Source organism: Chromohalobacter canadensis, assembly GCF_034479555.1.
GTDB classification, from domain to species: Bacteria; Pseudomonadota; Gammaproteobacteria; order Pseudomonadales; family Halomonadaceae; genus Chromohalobacter; species Chromohalobacter canadensis.
This window is the reverse complement of the sequence record NZ_CP140151.1, coordinates 999,076-1,012,211: the sequence shown is the minus strand read 5'-3', so window position 1 is coordinate 1,012,211 and position 13,136 is coordinate 999,076. Positions and strand designations below refer to the sequence as shown.

Below are 13,136 nucleotides of genomic sequence, written 5' to 3'. Positions count from 1 at the left end.
CCCTCAGATCGCCTCGATGATGGCCTGTGCCAGATCCCTTGTCGTGCCCTGGCCCTTGAGGTCGGGCGTCAGCACGTTGGGATCGGCCTTGGCGAGCACCGACTCGATGGCGTCGAGCATGGCCTTGCCGGCATCTTCGTGACCCAGGTGATCGAGCATCATGGCGCCGCACCAGATCTGGCCGATGGGATTGGCGATGCCCTGGCCAGCAATATCCGGCGCGCTGCCGTGAACGGGTTCGAAGAGACTGGGGAACTTGCCTTCCGGGTTGATGTTGGCCGAGGGCGCGACGCCGATGGTACCGGTGCACGCCGGGCCCAGGTCGGAGAGGATGTCGCCGAACAGGTTGCTGGCGACGACCACGTCGAACCAGTCGGGATGGAGCACGAAATTGGCGGTGAGGATGTCGATGTGGAACTGGTCCACGTCGATCTCGGGGTAGGAAGCGTGCATGGCTTTCACGCGTTCGTCCCAGTAGGGCATGGTGATCGAGATGCCGTTGGACTTGGTGGCCGAGGTCAGCTTGCCGCGCGGGCGCTTGCGGGCTAGCTCGAAGGCGTATTTGAGCACTCGATCGACGCCGGTGCGGGTCATCACGGTTTCCTGCATCACCGTTTCGCGCTCGGTGCCCTCGAAGATCTTGCCGCCGATGCTCGAGTACTCGCCTTCGGTATTCTCGCGCACCACGTAGAAGTCGATATCGCCGGGCTGGCGGTCGGCCAGCGGACTCTTGATGCCGGGCATCAACTTGCAGGGGCGCAGGTTGATGTATTGGTCGAACTCACGGCGAAACTGCAGCAGCGATCCCCACAGCGAGACGTGGTCGGGCACCTTGTCGGGCAGGCCCACGGCGCCGAAGAAGATGGCGTCGAAGCGGGAAAGTGTGGCTTTCCAGTCGTCTGGCAGCATCTGGCCGTTGGCGAGGTAATAGTCGCAGCTGGCGAAGTCGAAGTCTTCGAAGGTGAGGTTGATGTCGAAGCGTTCGGCCGCGGCCTTCAGGGCGCTGACGCCTTCCGGAGTGACTTCGGTACCGATCCCGTCACCGGGAATGACGGCGATGTTGTGTGAGGTCATAAGAAGCTCCTCGGTATGCAAGGGAAAAGCCGTACGCAAAGTGGCGTTGCTTCAGTCTAGCTTGGGTTGTCGCGAAAATAATCAGACTAGAATGCAAGCGACTGTTGAATAACAGTGGGGGATGGCGTGACGCCCCTCGATGTCCTGCCTTCTTTCGGCAGGCCGCGTGGGCCGGCAGCCTGACCGACGCTGCGGTGCCCGAAGCATTATATTAACGCCCCATCTCTGGCCTTTGGTGCCATGCTATCTGCTATGATGTGCCGCCTTGCGGCGGGCCAGGTCCGCGTCGCGCTTTCGAGGTCATAGGGAGTCGAGGGATTGAATATCCTGATGTTCACCAACACCTATTGTCCGATTGTGGGTGGGGTGAGTGAATCCGTGCAGCGTCTCAAGCGGTGCCTGCAAAGCGAAGGACATGGCGTGCTGATCGTGGCGCCCAAGCTGGATGGTCAACCGCGTTTCGAGCGCGATGTGGTGCGTGTGGTGGCCATGCAGCGGTTCAACGGCAGCGACTTTTCGCTTCCGGTGCCGGTGCCCGGTCAGCTTTACGAGGCCATTGAGGAATTCGAGCCCGACCTGGTACATGCCCACCATCCCTTCCTGCTCGGCGATACCGCAGCACGCGTGGCGAAAACCTATGGCCTGCCGCTGATCTTTACCCATCACACGCTTTACGAGCATTACACGCATTACGTACCTGGCGACTCGCCGCGCATGCAGCGTTTCGCTATCGCCCTATCCAGTGAATACACGCGGTTATGCGATGCAGTGATCGCTCCCAGCGAGAGTATCGCCGCGCTATTGGCCCAACGGGGCGTGGTGCCCGACAAGGTACGCGTGATCCCCAGCGGCGTGGATACGCGTGCCTTTGGCCGGGGCGATGGGAAGCGCTGGCGCCAACGCTTTGGCATCCCCGAGGATGCGATGGTGATAGGGCACGTGGGACGTCTGGCGATGGAGAAGAACTTAGGTTTTCTGGCCGCGTCGTTGTCGCGTTTTCTGGCGCGTCATCCCAAGGCTCGGGTCTTGGTCGTCGGCGAGGGCGAAGCACGCACTGTGATGCACGACCATGCCGCCCGCGAGGGTGTGGCGGATCGCTTTCATTACACTGGCAAGCTGCACGACCAGGCCTTGATCGATGCCTATCATGCGATGGATACCTTTGCCTTCGCCTCGCACAGTGAAACTCAAGGCATGGTCATCGCAGAGGCCATGGCGGCGGGCCTGCCGGTGGTGGCGGTCGACGCTAGTGGCGTGCGCGAAGTTCTGCGCGACGGCGTCAACGGCATCATGCTTCCGAGCGACGATGTCGAGACGTTCGCGAAAGCACTGGAGACGCTTCAAGAACCGACATTGCATGCCAGGTTGCGCCAGGGGGCGTTCGACAGTGCACACAAGCTCGATGAGCGACGCTGTGCCGAGCGTTGCCTGGGCATTTATCGTCAGGTGCTCGAGGCCGAGGCGAGCGCAGCGGAACGTGACGATGGCGCCTGGGAGAAGGTGCGTGGGCGTCTCGAAGCCGAGTGGCGCTTGCTGCGGCATCGCGGTCGGGTCTTGCGCTCGGTGTTTCAAACCTTGCCAGAGAGTGACGGCGTCCAACCTACGGAAGAAGCCCCCAGTAAGTGAGCGCTCACGGGGTGGGCGTTACACGCGCTTTCTACGCCGCTCGGCATAACGTTTTAGTCCCCACAAGATACCAATTGCGACGACGATGCCCGCAGCGGCGATCAGCAATCCCTCGCGGCTTTCCGCAGTGACCAGCGACCCTAGCTGGCTCCCCAGCAAGGTGACGCCGAGCAGCCCCGGGGCTATCCCCAGCGTGGAACCCAGCATGTAATCGCGGAAACGCAAATGGCAGGCCCCGGCCAGCATGTTGGTGAGGGTGAAGGGCGCCAATGGCAGCAGATTGAACAGCACCATGGTGCGCACGCCACGTCCGGCAAGCAGGCGGGCGAGGCCGTTGAGCTTCTGGCCGCCGTGGCGTAGTAGTGCGTCGCGTCCCAAGGCACGTCCCACCCAGTAAGTGGCGATCGACGCTGCCAGCGTCCCTAGCATGGCGTAGACGAACCCCCAGGTGGGGCCGAAGACCAGACCAGTGGCGACGACCAGTATGCTCAATGGAAAGACGACCAGGGAAGTGAGGGCATACACACCCATGATGGCGAGTGGCGCCCAAGGTGCGTCACGCCATGACGCGGCATTTTGCAGCAGTTGAAGCAGCGCTTGCGGGGTCAGGATGTCGTGCATGGCTAGCCATTGCCAGAGCAGGCCACAGCCGAGCATGACACCGAGCAAGGCGCATAGAATTCCGAGAGAACGAGACATGCGGGCCCTCTAAGCTTGAACTGCGCCAAGCATACGTGAGAGCCCGCATGGGGGAAACACGGCACCTTGCGTGCCGTGTCGAACGCGGATCAGTCTTCCAGCGACAGCGCTTCTTGCACGACCGGCCAGGCCGCGTCGCCATCGGCGGTGGTCACGCCGTCGAGCATTTCCTCGACGCGATCCGGATGATCCTCGATCCAGGTTGTGGCGACGGTGTCGAGCTCCTTCTCGTCAAGACCAAAGGCCTTGATCATCCAGCTCTGCTGTTCCGCCGTGAAGGTAAAGTTCTCGAAGAACGTCGTCAGGTTGGGATTGGCCTCGGCGTAGTCGGCGCTCATCAATGTGAGTACCTGGCTAGCCCCGTTCCCTTCGCCGAACAGGTTCTTGCTGTCATCCAGATAGCGCATCGGCAGCTCGAGGTTCATCCAGTGCGGCGTCCAGCCGACCCACACGATGGGTTCCTCGCGTGAGATGGAATCGCGCGCGGCACTGAGCATGCCAACGGTGCTGGTATCCACTAGCTGCCAGTCACCGAGTCCCCAGGTGTCGTTGTCGATCGCCTTGTTGAGAATCTCGCTGGCGGCCGAGCCGGCACCGAAGCCGTGGATTTGTCCCTTGAACATGTCGCGGTTCTCGTCGAGGTCTTCGAACGAGGTCACGCCTTGTTCGTAGACATACTCGGGCACCGCCAGCGTCATTTGCGCACCATCGACGTTGTTGGCGATACGCTTCACGCTACCTTTGTCTTCCATGGGGGTGAGCATAGGCTCTTGCGCCGGTAGCCAACCGCCTAGGAAAACGTCCACATCACCGCTTTCCATGCCCTGGTAGATGACCTGCAGGCCGATTTCGTCGGTCTGCGCCTGATAACCGAGGGGCGCCAACAGCTGGCTGGCGATCTCGGTCTTGACGGTAATCCCGGGCCACGACGGCACGCCAAAGCGGACTGTATCAGCGGCCTGGGCCGGCAGTGCCAGGCCGATACCGGCGGCTAGCGGCAGTCCGGCGAGTAAGGGACGCAGCGAATGAGACATTAAGAAACTCCCGTTTCATTGGTGGATGTTGTCGGAGTAGCGGGCGCGGCGGTAGAGGCGTGGCGCGCCAACACGCGTAGATGCGATTCGAGGTGATCGATGTCCAGGTAGGTGCCTTGCAGGTGGCGACGGCCGGTATTGGGATCGAAGGCGCCGCGCCCATGCAGTACACGGCGGTTATCGAAGGCCACCATCTGACCGGGTTCGAGCGCGAAGTCGACGCGGAAGCGCGGCTCGCGCAGGCGCTGCCAGAAGATCAGGTATGCTTCGTACCAGGCATCGGCTTCTTCCGGCGGGAGACGCAGGGTGTCGCGAATCCAGTTGTTGAAGCGGATTTCGCGAAGGCGGCCTGTGTCATCGACGTCAATGACCGGTGCGCGCACGGCGATGTCGCTATCCTCGTCCTGAAAGCGGAAATCGATAGGCGTGTCGCGTAGGCGAAGGAAGACGTCCGGTGCTTCGTGGCGCAGTGCCTCGGCCACGGCGAAGCCATCGGCGAACAGCGATTCGCCGCCTTCGGCTTCGTTTTCCAGGCAATACAGCAGCTGGATGTCCGGCGGATGGCGCCAGTTGGGGAGGTCGGAATGCAGCTCGAGGCCGATGGCCGTGTAAGCGGCATTATTGGGGTTGGGCTTGGACTGAACGTCGAAACGCGCCCCGAAGTTGGTGGCACGCATCGGGCCGAAGAGCTCGGCGATGCGCACGACTTCCTCGAGCTCGCGCGGGCCGTCGTCGAGCAGGACCAAGCCATCGCGCAGCAGGGCAGTCAACCACTCACGACGGCCTTGGTTACCGCCCATCATCTCGGCATGCGGCACGTGAGCCGGTGTGAAGCCTTCCGGCCACGCGGCGGCACGCGGGACGCCATCATCGATGTGCGTTTCAGGACGACGCTGATGCAGCCAGCCGGCGTCGAAGCGCGATTCGTGTCCGTCGGCCCAGCGCAGCACCAGCACACCGTCTTCGACGGCAGCTTCGGGGTGGGCATTCAGGAAGTTTTCGTCTCCGAGAGGCTTGTAGAGGCGTTCACGCGTCATGGGGTGACGGCATTCGGGGCAAGCGCAGTGATCGCGCAGCCAACGATAGCTGTAACGCGCGGTATCGGCGTTATCCCAGGTCACCTCCAGCGCCTTGTCGTGGGCCTGGCTGGTGCGCAACGCGGGCCCTTGTGCGTAAGGGAACAGCTCACTCATTTCGACGGCGGGGGATTGGCTCTGGGACTGCATGTCGGCCTCCTGATGTTGGGTCGTGCGAATCGGCCTCTAGCATGTCGCCTCATGGAGACATTAGACAAACGATGAATCTCGGACCTAAGGCCAAGTTTTGCTAATGGGTGACTTATTGACGATCATGGGCGGACATCCATCAGCACCGAGTTCACCATGTCCCTGCCGCCGATTTTGTGGATGCAAGCCTTCGAGGCTGCCGCACGCACGCTGAGTTTTACCCAGGCCGGTCGCGAGCTGGGTGTGACGCAATCGGCCATCAGCCAGCGGATTCGCCTGCTCGAGGACCGGCTCGGCCAGGCCTTGTTCGTGCGCCACCCCCGTAGCCTGTCGCTGACGCCGGCCGGTCAGGCCTGGTTGCCGAGCATTCAGGAGGCTTTTACACGCATCGCCGAAGGGACCGCCGAGGTCTTCGGTCCACACCCCGACGCGCCGGTGACGCTGCGGGCCACGCCCGCCGTGCAGGCTGGTTGGCTGGCCACCGAACTGACCCATTTCCATCGGCACCATCGCGATGTCACGGTGCGTCTGGTGAGCGCCGTGTGGCCTGGCGACTTCAGCGCCGAGGGTGTGGACATGGAGATCCGCTATGGTCAGGGCGACTGGCCGGACATGGAGTCGGTGCTGCTCAACGAGGAGGTCATGCTACCGGTGTGCTCGCCGGATCTGGCCCGTGAGTTGCAGACGCCCGACGATTTGGCCGGGCATACCCTGTTGCACGCCGCCGGCTTCGCGCTGGGTTGGCCGAGCTGGCTGGCGCTGGCCGGATCCGAAGGGCTGGAAGCGCGTTGTGCTTCGTTCATTTGCGATACCCAGGTCGCTACGCTGGCGTTGGCCGCACGGGGGGCGGGCATTGCTCTGACCCACCGGCGCCTCTTCGATGGACGCGACGATTTGGTGGCCCCCTTTGAATTGTGCATGCCCACTGATGAGGCGTTCTGGTTGGTACGTCCACAGGCGCGGGCATTGCGTCCGGCATGCGAGGCATTATGGGAATGGTTGCGTGATGCACGTGAACTAGACTGACGGAAGCGGCCCATGAATGGGGCTGTCGAGCCCGAGGAGACGAGCATGACGAAGTATCGGCACGTGCGTGATGCAATGGGCATTGTCTTGCTGTTGGCGGTGATGGGGATCACGACGGCCAGTGCGGATGGCGTGAAGGTCTACGATCCCGGTAGCGGGCGCTTGCTGCCGCTCGAGTCGTATCCGGCCGGGCATGAGGACAGGCGTCACGACCGTGAGCGTCACGCCGAGCATGGCTGGGGTGAGCATGGGTGGCGAGAAGGACTCGATCGCATCAGGGTGCGCCCGTCGATTATCTTGCAGCCCAGCGTGTCATCGTCGCCGAGCGTCGAGACGCGCTCCGCCACGTCCGAAGGTAGCCGTGTATGCCATGGGGATGATGGCGCCACCACTTGGTCGACGCGTCCCACGCCCTGCGCCTCAGATTCGGAGAGCCGCGATGCAACGCCGCAATGACGTCGCGCTGCGCCGTTGCCTGATGTGGGCCTGCCTAGTGCTCGCGGGTCTGGGATTGTCGTGGCTGGCGAGTGCGCAATCCGATGAGAGTGACGCACCCCAGGGCGTGGTCCTGAGTATCGACGGCAGCATCGGGCCTGCCACCAGCGATTACTTTCAGCGCGGTCTCGAGCGTGCCGACGAAGCTGGCGCCGCGCTGGTGATTCTCGAGCTTGATACACCGGGCGGATTGGACGCCTCCATGCGTGACATGATCCGCGCGATGCTGGCCTCGCCAGTGCCTGTGGTGAGTTATGTGACGCCCGCCGGAGCGCGTGCCGCCAGTGCCGGTACTTATCTGCTCTATGCCAGTCATGTCGCCGCCATGGCGCCGGCCACGCACCTCGGCTCGGCGACGCCAGTACAACTGGGAGGTGGTGGCGGCGAGCCGACAGAAGGCGCGTCGGAGGAAGAAGATAGCCAAGAAGCATCGTCATCGGCCATGGAGCGCAAAGTACTCGAAGATGCCGTGGCCACCATTCGCTCGCTTGCCGAACGCCATGGGCGCAATGCCGAGTGGGCTGAACGCGCCGTGCGCGAGGCGGCCAATCTCACGGCCAGCGAGGCCCTGGAGGCCAATGTTGCCGATGTCGTGGCGAGCGATCTCGCCGACTTGCTTACCCAGCTCGACGGACGGCGCGTGGTCATGGCCGATGGCGAACGCACGCTTTCCACGCAGGACATGACGCTGGAGCGTCAGCCGCCGGATTGGCGCGCCCAGGTGCTGGCATTCATCACCGACCCCAACGTCGCCTATTTCCTGATGATCATCGGCTTCTACGGGCTGATCTTCGAGCTTCTTAGCCCGGGCACACTGTTTCCCGGCGTGATCGGTGCCATCAGCCTGGTATTGGCCATGTACGCCTTCCAGATGCTGTCGGTGGGTTATGCGGGACTGGTACTGATTTTCCTGGGCATGGCGCTGGTCGTGGCCGAGGCGTTCGTACCCAGCGTCGGTGTGCTGGGCTTCGGCGGACTAGCAGCCTTCGTCGCCGGCTCGGTGATGTTGATGGACGACACGCATCAAGGCCTGGCGCTGCCCCTGGTGGGAGGCGTGGCACTGGTGGCTGCCGGCTTTCTGCTGTGGGTGGTGACGCGCTTTTTGGGGATGCGCCAACGCCGTCCGCAGGGCGGCCAGGAGGAAATGATCGGTCAAGAAGCCACGGTGCTGGCGGATTTCCAGGGGCAGGGCAAGGTCATGGTGCACGGCGAGCGCTGGCAGGCGCGCTGTGCATCGCCCGTGGCACGCGGTCAACGGGTGCGGATCGTATCCAACGAGGGCTTGACGCTGGTAGTCGAGCCAATGACGGCAACCCCTTAGTCGCCACGCGGCACCTGGGGTACGCCATCGTTTATCGAGAAGGAGTAACGCCATGTACGCAAGCTATGCCTATCTAGTGCCGATTGTTCTTGTCGTGCTGTTGCTGTTCGCGGCGATACGCATCCTGCCGGAATACAAGCGCGGCGTGGTGTTCTTCCTGGGGCGTTTTCAGGCGGTGAAGGGGCCGGGGCTTCTGTTGTTGATTCCGGGTATTCAGAAGATGCAGATCGTCGACCTGCGCACCGTGACCCTGGACGTGCCGGAGCAGGACGTCATTTCGCAGGATAACGTCACCGTGCGCGTCAACGCGGTGCTTTACTTCCGCGTGGTCGATCCCGAGAAGGCCATCATCCAGGTCGAGAATTTTGGTGTCGCCACCAGCCAGCTGGCGCAGACGACTCTGCGCTCGGTGCTCGGCAAGCACGATCTCGACGAGATGCTCTCCGAACGCGACCGCCTCAACAACGATATCCAGGAAATCCTCGACGCCCAGACAGAGTCGTGGGGCATCAAGGTTGCCAATGTCGAGATCAAGCATGTCGACCTCGACGAGAGCATGATCCGCGCCATCGCCCGTCAGGCCGAGGCGGAGCGCGAACGCCGCGCCAAGGTAATCCATGCCGAGGGTGAATTGCAGGCCTCGCACAAGCTGGTCGATGCCGCCGATGTCATGTCCAGCAACTCGGCGGCCTTGCAACTGCGCTATCTGCAGACGCTCAGCGATATGAGCAACAAGAATGCCTCGACCATCGTGTTCCCGTTGCCGATGGACATCATGGAGGCCTTCAAGGGGCACTTGAACAAGTCGGGCAGTACGTCTTCAGATGGCAACGCCCCGAACGGTGCGCCTGCGTCCGGCACGCCGTCGGGCCGTACCTCGGCGGGTGACGAGACGCCGCGCAACGAAGTGTGACAGACGTCTGTCATATCGAGCGGTTAGAATGGCGCCTCGTTTTCACTAGGAGCCAGGCGCCATGCCTTCTGACAGCCGCCATCTGGCGATTTTCGATCTCGACGATACCCTGCTTGACGGTGATTGCACCGGCCTGTGGATCGCTTGGTTGGTGAGGCGCCGCTGGGTAGAGGATGGCGAGGCGTTTATGGAGCAGGTGGCGCGTCACGATCAGCAATATCACGCCGGTACGCTGGATATGCAGGCGCACTTGCGCTTCGTGCTGGCGCCGTTGATTGGGCGGCGGCGCGAAACGGTACGCGACGAGGTGGTGGAGTTCGTCGAGACCTGGATCCGGCCACGCCTGATGCCGGGCGCGCTCGAGCGTCTGGCCTGGCACCGTGCGCAAGGCCATGACACCTTGATCATTTCGGCCTCCATGTACCATCTGGTCGAACCCATTGCACGCGAGGTCGGTGCTGACGACGCCCTGGCGACGCCACCGGCGTTCGACGCCGAGGGCCGCTTCACCGGCGAACCCACTGGCATCGTTACCTATCAGTCAGGCAAGCTGACGGCGCTGGAGGCCTGGCTCGCCGAGCGTGAGGCCGCGCACGCACGCCCCGGCACCCTTTGGGGCTATAGCGATTCGCACAACGACCTGCCGCTGCTCGAGCACGTCGACCATGCGCATGCCACGCAGCCCGATGCCCGCCTGGCGCGTGTCGCCGAACAGCGTGGCTGGCCGCGATTCGATTGGCGTACCGCGTCTGGCTCTACGACCCAAGATGCAAATGCAACGTCGAGTTGGTAGAATCCCGCGCTTTCCCGGACACATGGCGTCATGTGCCCACAACCGACCGTTCAAGGCCGATTGATTTCATGAGTGCAACGCCGCCCTAGCGTTTCCCCCTCTCCCCTGGAGCACCTCCTCGCTCCTGCGCGGCCCTGCTGGACGCACATGCGTCGCATGGGGCCGCGTTCGGCCGTTTTTTCGGTTCCCGTCGCATTCCCGACATCGCCACAATGACACGATGCCCGTGACCCGGATGAGCCGTCGCCCGACGCGCCGAGCGAAGTATCTGACCTTTCTCATCGACTGGACACAAGTATGTACGCATCAATCAAACAACGCTGGTTTTCGAACGTCCGAGCGGACGTCTTGGCCGGTGCCGTGGTGGCACTGGCGCTGATTCCCGAGGCGATCGCCTTTTCGATCATTGCTGGGGTCGACCCCAAGGTGGGGCTCTTTGCGTCCTTCTCCATGGCCGTGGTGATTGCCTTCACCGGCGGGCGTCCAGGGATGATTTCCGCCGCCACCGGCGCCATGGCGCTGCTCATGGTGACCCTGGTCAAGGAACATGGACTCGAATATCTGCTCGCCGCAACCCTGCTGACGGGGGTGTTGCAGATCGTGGCCGGTTACCTGCGCCTGGGGGTGCTGATGCGTTTCGTCTCGCGTTCGGTGGTCACGGGCTTCGTCAACGCCTTGGCGATTTTGATCTTCATGGCGCAATTGCCGGAATTGACCGATGTGACCTGGCACGTCTACGCCATGACCGCCGGCGGCCTGGCGATCATCTACTTGTTTCCCTACGTGCCGGTCATCGGCCGCATGCTGCCGTCGCCGCTGGTGTGCATCATCGTGCTCACCACGATTTACATGCTGGGTGACTTCTCCATGGTGCGCACCGTGGGTGATATGGGCGAGCTGCCGGATACGCTGCCGGTCTTCCTGTGGCCGGATGTGCCGCTCAACTTCGAGACGCTGGCCATCATCTTCCCGTATTCCGCCGCGCTGGCGGTGGTGGGGCTGCTCGAGTCACTGATGACCGCGACCATCGTCGACGAACTCACCGACACACCCAGCGACAAGAACCGTGAGTGCAAGGGCCAGGGCGTTTCCAACATCGCCACCGGCTTTCTGGGCGGCATGGCCGGCTGTGCGATGATCGGGCAGTCGGTGATCAACATTAAATCCGGCGGACGCACGCGGCTTTCCACGCTGTGCGCGGGGGTCATCCTGCTGATCATGGTGGTGTTCATTGGCGATCTCGTCGCGCAGATTCCCATGGCGGCGCTGGTGGCGGTGATGATCATGGTCGCCATCGGGACGTTTAGTTGGGAGTCGCTGCGCGACCTGCGCAAGCATCCGATGTCCACGAATATCGTCATGCTCGCCACGGTGGCCGTGGTGGTGGCGACCCACAACCTGGCCATCGGTGTGCTGGTCGGCGTGCTGCTGGCCTCGCTGTTCTTCGCCAACAAGGTCGGCCAGATCCTGTACGTGGGCAGCGAGGCAGGTGATGACGACAAGACGCGTGTCTATCGCGTCGTTGGTCAGGTGTTCTTCACCTCAGCGGATCGCTTCACCGATGCCTTCGACTTCAAGGAAACCGTGGAGCGCGTGCGTATCGACCTGACCCGCGCGCATTTCTGGGACATCACCGCCGTGGGTGCACTCGACAAGGTAGTGATCAAATTCCGCCGCGAAGGGACCGAGGTGGAAGTCGTGGGGCTCAACGAAGCCAGCGCCACCCTGGTGGACCGTTTCGCGGTACACGACAAGCCCGACGCCGTGGAAAAACTCATGGGTCACTGAGTCGCGGTCTACGTCTTAGGCCTACGCCTTAGGCCTCGTCTGAAAAGTCGACGAGCGAAGATCAGACAAGGCAAAAATTGGCGAGAAGACGGAGTTTACAGAACGTAAATGAGTACTTTGAGCCCATTTTTAACGCCGTATGATCGAGCGCAGGCACTTTTCAGATAGTGCCTAAAGGGGGAGACGACAAGTCTCCCTCGCCCTGAGTATCATGCAGTTAGCCCCATTACGATGGGACCCGATAAGAATATTGGAAGGAGCCCGCCACATGAAAGCACCTCACGTCATGGCTTGTATCGATGGCTCGAACTATGCTGAAACCGTGAGCGAAGCGGCGGTCTGGGCGAGCCAGCGCATGGATGTCCCGCTATCGTTCGTGCATGTGCTGGATCGTAACCAGGCGCCCAGCCAGTTCGACCCGCGCGGCAACATCGGGCTCGGCTCGCGCGAGCACCTGCTGGAGGAGCTGGCCAGCCTCGACGAGCAGCGCGGCAAGCTCGCCCAGGAGCATGGTCGCTTGATGCTCAGCACGGCGCGCGAGCGTGCCGAGGCCGCCGGCATCGCCGAGGTCGAAACGCGCCAGCGCAACGGCGAACTGGTCGAGGCGCTGGCTGAGATCGAGGAGGAATCCCGCTTGGTAGTGCTGGGCAAGCGCGGTGAATCGGCCGATTCGGCGCCGGAGCACATGGGTAGCAATCTCGAACGCGTGATCCGTGGGCTGCACCGGCCGATTCTGGTGGTACCGGAAACCTTCACGACCCCGTCGCGCTATCTCATCGCCTTCGATGGCGGCCCGACTACCCGCAAGATGGTCGAATTGCTGGCGGAGCGTCCGTTGTTGCGTGGCCTGGAATGCCACCTGGTGCTGGTGGGTGCCGACACCGACGAGCATCGCGAGCAACTGGCCTGGGCGGAGAAACAGCTAGCGCCGACCAGTAGCGCCGTGCATACGCAAATCATCGCCGGCGAAGTCGAAAAAGTGCTGTGCGATTATCAGCGCGAGCACGCTATCGAGCTGCTGGTGATGGGGGCCTACGGCCATTCCCGCATTCGCCAGTTCCTGGTGGGCAGTACCACCACGGCGATGATTCGCCGCGCCCAGTCGCCGTTACTGCTGCTGCGCTGAGCGTTTCCTTTTATT

Annotated in this window: 12 protein-coding genes; 8 read left to right on the top strand and 4 right to left on the bottom strand. The window is 62.6% G+C overall.

What is annotated here, in order from left to right; translation table 11 throughout:
* Positions 1 to 3: 3 nt before the first annotated feature.
* Complete coding sequence (locus SR908_RS04790) at positions 4 to 1,074, bottom strand: tartrate dehydrogenase (RefSeq protein WP_246919678.1); 1,071 nt, start codon at positions 1,072 to 1,074, stop codon at positions 4 to 6.
* A 318-nt stretch (positions 1,075 to 1,392) separates the two neighbouring features.
* On the opposite strand from SR908_RS04790, the gene SR908_RS04785 reads away from it, so the two are divergent.
* Complete coding sequence (locus SR908_RS04785; protein WP_245846341.1) at positions 1,393 to 2,700, top strand: glycosyltransferase; 1,308 nt, start codon at positions 1,393 to 1,395, stop codon at positions 2,698 to 2,700.
* A gap of 18 nt (positions 2,701 to 2,718) precedes the next feature.
* Here SR908_RS04785 and SR908_RS04780 read toward each other — a convergent pair whose 3' ends face one another.
* The 3 genes from SR908_RS04780 to SR908_RS04770 all read right to left on the bottom strand — a co-directional run bounded on the left by SR908_RS04780 (position 2,719) and on the right by SR908_RS04770 (position 5,659).
* Positions 2,719 to 3,399 carry a TVP38/TMEM64 family protein gene (locus tag SR908_RS04780; protein ID WP_246919681.1) on the bottom strand — a complete coding sequence of 227 codons (681 nt, stop codon included), beginning with the start codon at positions 3,397 to 3,399 and terminating at the stop codon, positions 2,719 to 2,721.
* 89 nt (positions 3,400 to 3,488) lie between these two features.
* Positions 3,489 to 4,433: an ABC transporter substrate-binding protein gene (locus SR908_RS04775; protein ID WP_097022016.1), complete on the bottom strand. Its 945-nt coding sequence runs from the start codon at positions 4,431 to 4,433 to the stop codon at positions 3,489 to 3,491.
* Complete coding sequence (locus SR908_RS04770) at positions 4,433 to 5,659, bottom strand: TauD/TfdA family dioxygenase (protein ID WP_075368224.1); 1,227 nt, start codon at positions 5,657 to 5,659, stop codon at positions 4,433 to 4,435. Before SR908_RS04770 ends, SR908_RS04775 begins: the two co-directional genes overlap by 1 nt.
* A 156-nt stretch (positions 5,660 to 5,815) precedes the next feature.
* Here SR908_RS04770 and SR908_RS04765 point away from each other — a divergent pair, with 156 nt between their 5' ends.
* The 7 genes from SR908_RS04765 (at position 5,816) to SR908_RS04735 (ending at position 13,121) form a co-directional block, all read left to right on the top strand.
* Positions 5,816 to 6,685 (top strand): LysR substrate-binding domain-containing protein, encoded by an 870-nt coding sequence (locus tag SR908_RS04765; RefSeq protein WP_246919684.1) that lies wholly within the window; start codon positions 5,816 to 5,818, stop codon positions 6,683 to 6,685.
* Positions 6,686 to 6,730: 45 nt separating this feature from the next.
* Positions 6,731 to 7,141, top strand: coding sequence for a hypothetical protein (locus SR908_RS04760; RefSeq protein WP_246919687.1), 411 nt, complete (start codon positions 6,731 to 6,733; stop codon positions 7,139 to 7,141).
* The gene (locus tag SR908_RS04755; protein ID WP_246919690.1) at positions 7,125 to 8,501 is read left to right on the top strand and encodes an NfeD family protein; all 1,377 of its coding nucleotides are present in this window, start codon (positions 7,125 to 7,127) and stop codon (positions 8,499 to 8,501) included. The genes SR908_RS04760 and SR908_RS04755 overlap by 17 nt, the downstream gene beginning before the upstream one ends.
* 52 nt (positions 8,502 to 8,553) lie before the next feature.
* Positions 8,554 to 9,414: a slipin family protein gene (locus SR908_RS04750; RefSeq protein ID WP_246919692.1), complete on the top strand. Its 861-nt coding sequence runs from the start codon at positions 8,554 to 8,556 to the stop codon at positions 9,412 to 9,414.
* 61 nt (positions 9,415 to 9,475) lie between these two features.
* The gene (locus SR908_RS04745) at positions 9,476 to 10,207 is read left to right on the top strand and encodes an HAD family hydrolase (RefSeq protein WP_246919695.1); all 732 of its coding nucleotides are present in this window, start codon (positions 9,476 to 9,478) and stop codon (positions 10,205 to 10,207) included.
* A 297-nt stretch (positions 10,208 to 10,504) separates the two neighbouring features.
* Positions 10,505 to 11,995: a SulP family inorganic anion transporter gene (locus tag SR908_RS04740; RefSeq protein WP_246919698.1), complete on the top strand. Its 1,491-nt coding sequence runs from the start codon at positions 10,505 to 10,507 to the stop codon at positions 11,993 to 11,995.
* Between the two features lie 268 nt (positions 11,996 to 12,263).
* On the top strand, positions 12,264 to 13,121 hold the full coding sequence (locus tag SR908_RS04735) for a universal stress protein (RefSeq protein WP_246919701.1): 858 nt from the start codon (positions 12,264 to 12,266) through the stop codon (positions 13,119 to 13,121).
* The last annotated feature ends 15 nt before the right edge of the window (positions 13,122 to 13,136 follow it).

Excerpts from the sequence above, each read along its gene's own strand:
- SR908_RS04775 (WP_097022016.1), bottom strand. The coding sequence starts at position 4,433 with ATGTCTCATTCGCTGCGTCCCTTACTCGCCGGACTGCCGCTAGCCGCC.
- SR908_RS04735 (WP_246919701.1), top strand. The coding sequence starts at position 12,264 with ATGAAAGCACCTCACGTCATGGCTTGTATCGATGGCTCGAACTATGCT.
- SR908_RS04770 (WP_075368224.1), bottom strand. The coding sequence starts at position 5,659 with ATGCAGTCCCAGAGCCAATCCCCCGCCGTCGAAATGAGTGAGCTGTTC.
- SR908_RS04745 (WP_246919695.1), top strand. The coding sequence starts at position 9,476 with ATGCCTTCTGACAGCCGCCATCTGGCGATTTTCGATCTCGACGATACC.
- SR908_RS04790 (WP_246919678.1), bottom strand. The coding sequence starts at position 1,074 with ATGACCTCACACAACATCGCCGTCATTCCCGGTGACGGGATCGGTACC.
- SR908_RS04765 (WP_246919684.1), top strand. The coding sequence starts at position 5,816 with ATGTCCCTGCCGCCGATTTTGTGGATGCAAGCCTTCGAGGCTGCCGCA.
- SR908_RS04740 (WP_246919698.1), top strand. The coding sequence starts at position 10,505 with ATGTACGCATCAATCAAACAACGCTGGTTTTCGAACGTCCGAGCGGAC.
- SR908_RS04750 (WP_246919692.1), top strand. The coding sequence starts at position 8,554 with ATGTACGCAAGCTATGCCTATCTAGTGCCGATTGTTCTTGTCGTGCTG.
- SR908_RS04760 (WP_246919687.1), top strand. The coding sequence starts at position 6,731 with ATGACGAAGTATCGGCACGTGCGTGATGCAATGGGCATTGTCTTGCTG.
- SR908_RS04780 (WP_246919681.1), bottom strand. The coding sequence starts at position 3,399 with ATGTCTCGTTCTCTCGGAATTCTATGCGCCTTGCTCGGTGTCATGCTC.
- SR908_RS04755 (WP_246919690.1), top strand. The coding sequence starts at position 7,125 with ATGCAACGCCGCAATGACGTCGCGCTGCGCCGTTGCCTGATGTGGGCC.